Genomic DNA, 8,958 nt, shown 5'->3' with positions numbered 1-8,958 from the left:
AGGTAGGACATTTGATTTGTAGCGTTATTTTCATACCTCTATTTTATCAAAAGCCATATTGTTTTTTTCAGCATACTTTTTGAAACACCGCCTGGAACATTTTTATCGAAATAGACATTTATATATTTATCGAGTCGGGTTGGGATGACCTGTAAACAGACTGGGCTGACAAAAGGATTAGGCTTGTCAGATGAAGAATCAAAATAAAAAAAGGAATTTGAATTTGCAAGTGAAGCATGTGCTCAGTGGATTGACATTCATTGTGTTGGCAACCATGTGTGGTGTATTCATCGCTATTTGGATGTTTAAACACTTTAATATTTATATTCCATTAGAAAATCAAAAAGTCAGTATTGATCTGCAAGAGCCTTTCAAGCTGAGGTTAAAATTCATGATGCCTTAGATGTAGATGTCACAGGGCGCGTCAATGCAGAAATTCCAATTCGTGAAAACCTGAATATTCCCCTGACCCAAACGCTGACTCCACCGGTATATTTTGATAATCAGGTTCCGATTAAAACCACCATTCTAGTGTGTGAAACCTTGAAAATTAATCAGAATATGCCTGTAGATACCCTAGGTACAGGTGAAAGTCATGGGACGAGATGTGAGTTTGCCTTTAAAAGGCAATATTCCCATTCAGTTGGATGTGCCGATTCATATCGATGTACCACTTGAACAGCAAGTACACCTCAAATTTGATGCGCCTGTGAAAACTGTACTTAAAGAGAATTTGCATATTCCTGTGAACACTGTACTTAAAACCAATATTACAATACAGGGGCAATTAAACGTTCCCATTAAAACGGCGTTGAAAGCATCGGTGGATGTGCAAAATACATTGCCAATTGAAATTAAGCAGGGGGAGTTGAAGATTCCACTTAATAGTTTGCAATTACTGCGTGAAAAACATCAACCTCAAGAACAAGTGACGCCATAGGAGAGAGTATGTGGATATTCCAGTCTGTGAAGCGGCTTGTATTGAGTTTTGTGTGCGTTGTCATTTTGGTGGGTGCGCTGTTTTGGTTGTACCTGAATATTCAAGCCAGTATGCAAGTGTCTGCAAGTAAAGCACAAATTCAACTGTCAGACTCCTTACCGACAAAAATTCAGGTCGGTAATTATTTAGAAACCCAATCTGTTGGGACTCTAGATACGCAATTAAAAATTGATCAAAAAATTAATTTACCTTTACAGGGAAAATATTTGGCAAATTTGGAGTTTGAAGTAGAAGTACCCGTTTCAGTATCTATTGATTATCAAACCGAGGTGCTCATTGATCAAAATATGCCGTTGGAGACAACTACAGACCTAATTTATCAAAATAAACTATTGCCTAAGTTCCCACTCACTTTAGATATTCCGATTAAACTGGCTGTGCCATTTCATTTAAAGCAGGACTATCAGATCCCGATCGAAATTATGTTTAATGGTTTAGTCTATTTTGAGTTTGATGAGCAAGTACGACTGCATGTGTTGCATCAGTTTGCACCACAGTTAAATTTGAATGACCCAATGACTATGCGAAAAATAGCAAACTTCAATGCGACCATGTATAACACGGAACGGAGTACGACTGCGAATTTGGAGATGAATATGACACTACCTGTGAAGAACATTCATCCATAAAAAAACACCACCAATTATTGGTGGTGTTTGAATGCGGAGATTAAATGAGTGGCTTAAAGTGCTGCTTTGATTGCATCTTGAATGCTAGTGGTCTTACGTCCAATCAATTGTTCTAAGTCTTTACTGTTGCTGTACATCGCGCCTTTGGCGGTCTGCACATCGGCATCCACAATCACATCAATCAAGTGTGATGGGAGGCTGGTTTGAATTAAGCCTTGACGCAGGTCATCGGCAGACAAATTTTGATAGATGACTGGCTTATGTGTTGCCTGACTGATGAATTGAGCCAAATCAGCTTTAGTAAAACTTTCAGAACCTGCCAATTCATAGGTTTTATTCTCATGACCTGTTGAAGTTAAGACTTTGGCTGCAGCTTCAGCATAATCTATACGCGATGCTGAGCTAATTCGACCGTCTTGAGCTGCGCCAAAAAGCGTCCCAATTTCAATGGTATGAGCAACACCTGCAAGGTAGTTTTCGCTATACCAATTATTTCTTAAGAAGGTATAAGTGATTCCACTGTCTTGAATAAGTCTTTCGGTTTCACGGTGTTCTTGAGCTAAGCCGAGTGGAGAGGTATCTGCACGAAGTAGGCTGGTATAAGCAAGATAAGGCACGCCGGCCACTTTCGCAGCATCAATCACTGCTTGGTGTTGAGGCGTACGACGACCAATTTCATTGGCTGAAATGAGTAATAACTTATCTATTCCTAATAGAGCAGGAACTAATGTTTCAGGGCGGTCATAATCAAACTCACGCAGCTCGATACCTTGCGCTTTGAAATGTTCAGCTCTATCAATGTTACGAACCAGCGCAACAATATTCTGGGCAGCGGTCAGCTGCAAAAGTTGCTCTATAACGAGGTTGCCAAGTTGTCCTGTTGCGCCTGTGATTGCAATTTTCATAATTCACCTATGTTGGTTGTTTTCTATACTTGATGGTTGTATCTTAATCTGTTAACTTACTAAATGTAAGTACGTACCAAAAAGTAAGTAATAAACCAAATGGAGAGAAATGATGCACACCTATGCGACAAGCAAATTGTTAGGTCAAGTTTTATCCACAGAGTGTCCGTCTCGTGAAATTTTGGAGCATCTTACGAGTAAATGGTCGGTATTGGTGTTGCGCTGTTTAAGTGATGGCGTACATCGTTTTAGTGAGCTCAAGCAGCGAATAGAAGGAGTGAGTGAGAAAATGCTTTCTCAGACGCTTAAAACGCTTGAGCATGATGGCTTTATTCTACGGACGGTCTATCCTGTGGTGCCGCCCAAAGTAGAGTACCAATTGACGATCTTGGGTTCTCAAGCCGCTGAGAAAACCATGTATTTGATTGGTTGGATTGAAAAAAGTTTGCCTGAAATTCTAGAAAGCAAGGAGCGAGTAGCAGCTTTAAAATAAAAGATGACAAGTATTGTGGATTGATTGTGATAATCCTTAATTGCGCTTTAATAGTGAATTCCTCAGGAGTGCGGAAGTGGATTAGAGCTGATTCGAATTTCTGGTTGTGAAAAAGTCTTGTGATCAAACAATCTACTTTTTTAGTGCGCTATTTTGATGTGAAAATCCTTCTTGGAGTAAAAGTTGATTAGGATTGAATAAAATGAGTTGAAGAGTGGCCTAACGACTAAATGGTCAGCACATTTAAATTAAAAAATGAATAAAATCAGGTGAAAAGTGTCGAAAATTTAGATTTTGGCATTTTTGTGACTAAATTTCATGTTTCGCTGAATAATTCTATTCGAGAAATTTTGTAAAATATGGCAGAATATGCGGTTTTAAAGTATTTAGAGGATTGGCAGCATGCGCTTTGTTGATGAAGCAGTCATTACCGTAGAGGCTGGCGACGGTGGCAATGGCGTAGCCAGTTTTCGCCGTGAAAAATTTGTACCTTTTGGTGGTCCAGACGGTGGTGATGGTGGTCGTGGTGGCAGCGTATTTATCGAAGCTGATGATAATACCAGTACCCTTGTAGACTTCCGTTATACTCGCCGCTTCCGTGCGGAGCGAGCTAAAAATGGTCGTGGCGCGAACTGCGCAGGCCGTGGTGGTGAAGACACCGTATTAAAGGTTCCTGTAGGTACAACTATTGTTGATACTGACTCAGGTGACATTATTGGCGACTTGGTTGAAAGTGGTCAACGTGTGCTTGTCGCAGCGGGTGGTGATGGTGGTTTGGGTAATACTCACTTCAAATCATCGACGAACCGTTCGCCACGTAAGTGTACACATGGTTTTAAAGGCGAATTTCGTGAAATTCGCTTAGAGCTAAAAGTACTGGCCGATGTTGGCTTACTGGGTATGCCAAACGCAGGTAAATCGACGTTTATTCGTGCCGTATCAGCAGCAAAACCTAAGGTTGCAGACTATCCGTTTACTACGATGGTTCCAAACCTTGGTGTGGTCGATGCAGACAGTCACCGTTCATTTGTTATGGCGGATATTCCAGGCTTGATCGAAGGGGCTTCTGAAGGTGCGGGTCTTGGTATTCGTTTCTTAAAGCACTTGGCGCGTACGCGTATTTTGCTTCACATTGTGGATGTTCAGCCGATTGATGGTTCTGATCCTGCATACAATGCAAAAGCGATCTTGGGTGAATTAGAGAAATTCTCTCCGACACTTTCAAAGTTACCTATCGTTCTAGTGTTAAACAAAGTTGACCAACTTGCAGACGATACGCGTGATGAATGGTGTCAGCATATCTTAGATGAAATGCAGTGGGATGGCCCAGTATTTAAAACTTCAGGTTTGATGTCTGAAGGGACAAAACCAGTTGTGTATTACCTGATGGATCAAATTGAGCAACAACGTGAACGTGAGCTTGAAGATCCTGATTATGCAGCAGAAGTGAAAGCATTCCGTGAGCAGCTTGAAGCTGAAACACGCGAACAAACTATTGCCGCTAAAGAAGCATATCGTGAAATGCGTCGCCAACAACGTCTTGCAGGCCTGTTGGCTGATGATGATGAAGACGATGATGAAGATGACGGCGAAATGGAAGTGTTTTACGTACGTTAAGCTCGTAATGAGTAACTGAGGACAAGATGATAGAAGTGGTAGATGGGCAACGTAAGCTCGAAGCTTGTAAACGAATCGTTGTTAAAATCGGATCATCTTTACTCACAGCAAATGGGCAAGGTTTAGATATAGATGCAATTTCGCATTGGGCGAAACAAATTGCAGATCTACACAATGCAGGACATGAGATTATTCTGGTGTCGTCAGGAGCTGTGGCTGAAGGTATGGTTCGTATGAAGCTAGACAGCCGACCCACCGATCTACCCAGTCTTCAGGCGTGTGCTGCCATTGGTCAGATGGGCCTTATTCATACGTGGTCGAGTGTGCTTGAAAAACATCACATTCAGACTGCGCAAGTGTTATTAACCCATGATGACTTGGCAGACCGTCGTCGTTATTTGAACTCATGTGACGCGTTACAGAACTTGATTGAATGGCATGTCATTCCTGTAATCAACGAGAATGACACGGTTTCGACCGATGAAATTCGCTTTGGTGACAATGACACACTGGCCGCGATGGTTGCAGGTCAAGTCCATGCAGATTTGTTAATTATTTTGACAGACCAGCAGGGGATGTTCGACTCAGACCCACGTTCAAATCCAGATGCAAAACTGTTCCATACTGTGCGTGCTCTAGATGAGAGTTTATTTGATATGGCTGGCGGTGGCGGTAAGTTTGGTCGTGGTGGTATGTTGACCAAAGTTCGTGCTGCACGCTTAGCTGCAAAGTCTGGCTGTCCAACGCTGATTGCTAGTGGTGAAAGCGACAATGTGCTTGAACGTTTGATGGATGGTGAAATGCTTGGGACATTGTTTATTACTGACAATGACCGCATTACTGCTCATCAACAGTGGTTAGCAGCTCACTTACAAACTGCAGGTCGTTTGGTGTTGGATGATGGTGCTGTTAAAGCCATAAAAGATAATCATCGTAGTTTACTTCCAGTTGGCGTGAAAGCTGTGGAAGGGCATTTTGAACGCGGTGACGTGGTTGAATGTGTTGATATCCAAGGTGGCCGTGTTGCGGTCGGACGTGTCAACTTTAGTTCGCGCTCTGCGGAGCTGGTAAAGGGCTTGGCGTCAGATAAAGTTCACCAAGTTCTAGGTGAAGCACGTTCACTTGAGATGATTCATCGTAACCACATGGCAATTTACTGATTTTAACGCATTAAAAAGATCCCGCTTTCGAGCGGGATTTTTTTTGTTTTGGAACGAAAGTTATTTGATATAGCCTTTTTGAATGAGGGGCTTAAATAAGTAAAAGTGAATCGTGAGTGCCCATTGCATGATTGTATCTTTATAGAGATTCCAAAGTTTTAATCCAAAGAAGTTTAAGGCAAAAGCCAATAGAAAAGCCCCGAGCATATCTAAAGGGAAGTGCACACCAAGATAGACACGTGACCATGCAACTAGCCAAGCCATGACCAAGAGAAAAATTCCCAGTTTACGCTGTGCAGAGAAGAGATAAGAAAATGCGATACTGCTAAAAATCAGCATATGGTCACTCGGGAAAGAGCCATTGGGTGCATGGTAAATGAGAGTGCGTCCGACCTCCATGACGAAAGGGCGTGGGTGATAATACACATGAGAAATGCATTGGCTGATTAAAATGGCGATACTGGTAAAAATAAATGCCTTCAATATCTGTTTTTTAGTGTCATAGTTACCACGTAGCCAAAACCAAGCAAAGAGTAAAATCATGCAATAGAGCAGGTCATTGGCAATGAATATGGCAAAATGAATACTGGTATTACTAGCTTCAGGGGAAGCATTAATCCATGAAAAAAGCGATAAATTAAGTTCTGAAAGAGTCATGAAAGTGGATTGTGTTTATCAAGTACGGAAGAGAGTCATAATTTTGTCATATTGTTAAAATAAAAAAGACCACAAAAATGTAGTCTTTTTTAACAGTTCAATGTAGTTGAACTAATTGGCTTTCAGTTTTAGAAATCAAATGACGTTTGAAGGTAGAAGGTACGTGGTTGCCCTACATATTTTCCGCCTGTTGAGTCAGTAGAACGTGTGAAATATTGTTTATCAAACACGTTTTTAACGCCACCCGCGATTTTTAAAACCTGGAATTGCTCACCAAAGTCATAGGCTGTACGTACGGCAAAAGTGGAATAACCAGGAATATCACCTAATTTTCCATCAGCCGATTCGTCAGTTTGATAGGTATCACCCGAACCTGGAGAATGCTGCTTAGATTGGGCAAACATATCTGCATTGACGCTCCATTGATTCACTTTATAGCCTAAACCAACATTTGCTGTATGGCGTGAGTAGAAAGGAAGATCTTTGTCTTCAAAGTCACCTGCTTCAGCCACAGCTTTGGTGAAGGTGTAGTTGCTATAGAGTTTTAAGCCCTCAAGCGCATCGGTCAAATAAGCAAAGTCATAAGCCCTCAAGCGCATCGGTCAAATAAGCAAAGTCATAAGCCAGACCAAGTTCTACACCTTTGTGGCTGGTTCCGCCTAAGTCTGTCCAAATGCCATTGTTCTGGGCATCGCGTTCTAAAATTAACTCTTTTTTGAAGTCTAAATAAAACGCGGTTAATTCTGCATTTAGACCATTGCTTAAATATTTCGTCCCAATTTCATAGTTGTTGGACTTTTCAGGATGCAAGCCATCCGTTGTGCTTTGCGCAACCCCACCTTCTAAACGTGCCAATTGGTTGTATTGCTGTGGGCCGAATGAGACGCCCGCATTGGCAAAAATGTTCCAATTGTCTGTCGCTTTATACATGACCGATAGGCTGGGTAAAAACTCATCTGAATCAATTTTGGGTGAAACAGTATTAACTACTACGCCTTGGTTATAGGCAGTAAAATTGTTATGCGTTTCAATTGATTCAAAACGTAGTCCTGGTGTGATGACCCAGTTCCCTAAATCGAAGCGGTTATCTGCATAAATTGCATATGCTTTAGTGCCCCCTTCACTTGTGGTACGTGCTTTAATTTCGGTCACAGGTGCATTCAATGCATATGTAGATGAGCGACCTGAGAACTCAGAACTATCTTCATCTAAATAACGATAGCCGATAGTAAATTCGCTATTTGAGCTACCTAATTGGTATGCACGAGACCAGCGCGGTTCAATGGCAAAAACTTTGTAGTCGCGTGGAGAGGTGTCCATACGCGAAGTCGTTGCACTAAGATCTGTCTCTAAGTCGCTCGTGCGAAATGAGTCAATATAATAGGTCAGCAATTCAAAGTTATTTTTTTCATCTTGATGGGTATAGCGGAATGACACATCTGAGCGGCGACCAGAAAAATAATTACGTGACTTATTTGACTGATAAGGGTTTTGTGCATATTTTTCGGCAGTTAAGCCTTCAGGCATTTCACCATAACCTTCATAGTGATGTAGGTTTAAGGCAATCGCATCCGCATCTGTAATTTGATAGGCCGTTTTTAACATGACATCATCAATGTCAGTTTTATTATTGGCTTCACGGTAGCCATCACCTTTTGTGCCAGAATACAGTAAAGCAAGGTCTAGACCATTATCTAAGGTTCCCCTACAAATAAGTTCGGGCTGTATTTGACTTGATCTGTACCCGAAGCATATTCGGTCGTTAGGCTGACATTACCTGCAAACTCTTGAGGAATCGCGCGAGTTGCAAAATTAATGATACCGCCAACGTTCTGCGGCCCAAAACGTACAGAGCCTGCACCACAAACCACATCTACAGATTCAATATTGCCTAATGATACTGGTGCTAGAGAAAGCTGAGGCTGTCCATAAGGCGCAAATGATAGTGGGACACCATCAAGCAGTACTGTAGAGCGAGGAGATAAACGAGAGGCTAAACCACGGACCCCAATATTGAGTGAAACATCACTGCCACCAGTACCATTATTTTCTTGGACTTGAACACCAGGCACTTGCTTGAGGGCATCTTTAATTGAAGCCGCAGCAACTTCATCTAAGCGATTGCGAGTAATAATCGTACGAGCGCCTGCATGCTTTTGCACTTTCTCTGCATTGGCATCTTCTAACCAGTTGCCTTGTGCTTCAAGTTTGATAGTCGGAAGCACATTGCTGCTCGTTGCTTCAGTGAGTTCTTCTGCTTGTGCATAGGTCAAGCAGCTCATAGAAAGCCCAATCGCAATACTGAGTTGTTTGGCTTTGAATAATCTGCGATCCTGCAGATGAAGACGTGATGAAATCATTCTTTTGTGCGCAATCCATAATAAATAGCGCGGCTATCATATGCTGAACCTTGTTGAAATCAAATAATAACCATTATCACTTATTGCAATTAAAATGCTAAAATTAATAGGCGAGTTAAAGTTTTTTTGATGGACAC

Annotated in this window: 6 protein-coding genes and 2 pseudogenes; 5 read left to right on the top strand and 3 right to left on the bottom strand. The window is 41.7% G+C overall.

All coding sequences use genetic code 11. From position 1 onward, the window contains the following. Positions 1 to 274 precede the first annotated feature (274 nt). Both AXW61_RS12810 and AXW61_RS12805 read left to right on the top strand, forming a co-directional pair. Positions 275 to 940 (top strand): annotated as a pseudogene (locus tag AXW61_RS12810) (MFS transporter). A gap of 8 nt (positions 941 to 948) precedes the next feature. After that, positions 949 to 1,629: a hypothetical protein gene (locus AXW61_RS12805; protein WP_062034595.1), complete on the top strand. Its 681-nt coding sequence runs from the start codon at positions 949 to 951 to the stop codon at positions 1,627 to 1,629. Between the two features lie 53 nt (positions 1,630 to 1,682). Here AXW61_RS12805 and AXW61_RS12800 read toward each other — a convergent pair whose 3' ends face one another. Further along, on the bottom strand, positions 1,683 to 2,534 hold the full coding sequence (locus tag AXW61_RS12800; RefSeq protein WP_062034594.1) for an SDR family oxidoreductase: 852 nt from the start codon (positions 2,532 to 2,534) through the stop codon (positions 1,683 to 1,685). Between the two features lie 112 nt (positions 2,535 to 2,646). Between AXW61_RS12800 and AXW61_RS12795 the strand changes: the two genes are divergently transcribed. The 3 genes from AXW61_RS12795 to proB all read left to right on the top strand — a co-directional run bounded on the left by AXW61_RS12795 (position 2,647) and on the right by proB (position 5,804). Next, complete coding sequence (locus AXW61_RS12795) at positions 2,647 to 3,027, top strand: helix-turn-helix domain-containing protein (RefSeq protein WP_004980366.1); 381 nt, start codon at positions 2,647 to 2,649, stop codon at positions 3,025 to 3,027. Between the two features lie 402 nt (positions 3,028 to 3,429). After that, positions 3,430 to 4,644 (top strand): Obg family GTPase CgtA, encoded by a 1,215-nt coding sequence (gene cgtA, locus AXW61_RS12790; protein WP_004980365.1) that lies wholly within the window; start codon positions 3,430 to 3,432, stop codon positions 4,642 to 4,644. Positions 4,645 to 4,670: 26 nt separating this feature from the next. Further along, positions 4,671 to 5,804 (top strand): glutamate 5-kinase, encoded by a 1,134-nt coding sequence (proB, locus tag AXW61_RS12785; RefSeq protein ID WP_062034593.1) that lies wholly within the window; start codon positions 4,671 to 4,673, stop codon positions 5,802 to 5,804. 60 nt (positions 5,805 to 5,864) lie between these two features. On the opposite strand, the gene AXW61_RS12780 is transcribed toward proB, so the two are convergent. Further along, positions 5,865 to 6,461, bottom strand: coding sequence for a phosphatase PAP2 family protein (locus AXW61_RS12780; RefSeq protein WP_062034592.1), 597 nt, complete (start codon positions 6,459 to 6,461; stop codon positions 5,865 to 5,867). 128 nt (positions 6,462 to 6,589) lie between these two features. After that, a pseudogene (locus AXW61_RS12775) lies at positions 6,590 to 8,821 on the bottom strand (TonB-dependent siderophore receptor). Positions 8,822 to 8,958: the final 137 nt, after the last annotated feature.

Source organism: Acinetobacter sp. BMW17 (assembly GCF_001592855.1).
Taxonomy (GTDB): Bacteria; Pseudomonadota; Gammaproteobacteria; order Pseudomonadales; family Moraxellaceae; genus Acinetobacter; species Acinetobacter johnsonii.
This window is presented reverse-complemented; position numbering and strand designations above follow the sequence as displayed.

Bases quoted from the DNA above. Each gene is read 5' to 3' on its own strand.
- AXW61_RS12805 (WP_062034595.1), top strand. From the start codon at position 949: ATGTGGATATTCCAGTCTGTGAAGCGGCTTGTATTGAGTTTTGTGTGC.
- AXW61_RS12800 (WP_062034594.1), bottom strand. From the start codon at position 2,534: ATGAAAATTGCAATCACAGGCGCAACAGGACAACTTGGCAACCTCGTT.
- AXW61_RS12795 (WP_004980366.1), top strand. From the start codon at position 2,647: ATGCACACCTATGCGACAAGCAAATTGTTAGGTCAAGTTTTATCCACA.
- cgtA (WP_004980365.1), top strand. From the start codon at position 3,430: ATGCGCTTTGTTGATGAAGCAGTCATTACCGTAGAGGCTGGCGACGGT.
- proB (WP_062034593.1), top strand. From the start codon at position 4,671: ATGATAGAAGTGGTAGATGGGCAACGTAAGCTCGAAGCTTGTAAACGA.
- AXW61_RS12780 (WP_062034592.1), bottom strand. From the start codon at position 6,461: ATGACTCTTTCAGAACTTAATTTATCGCTTTTTTCATGGATTAATGCT.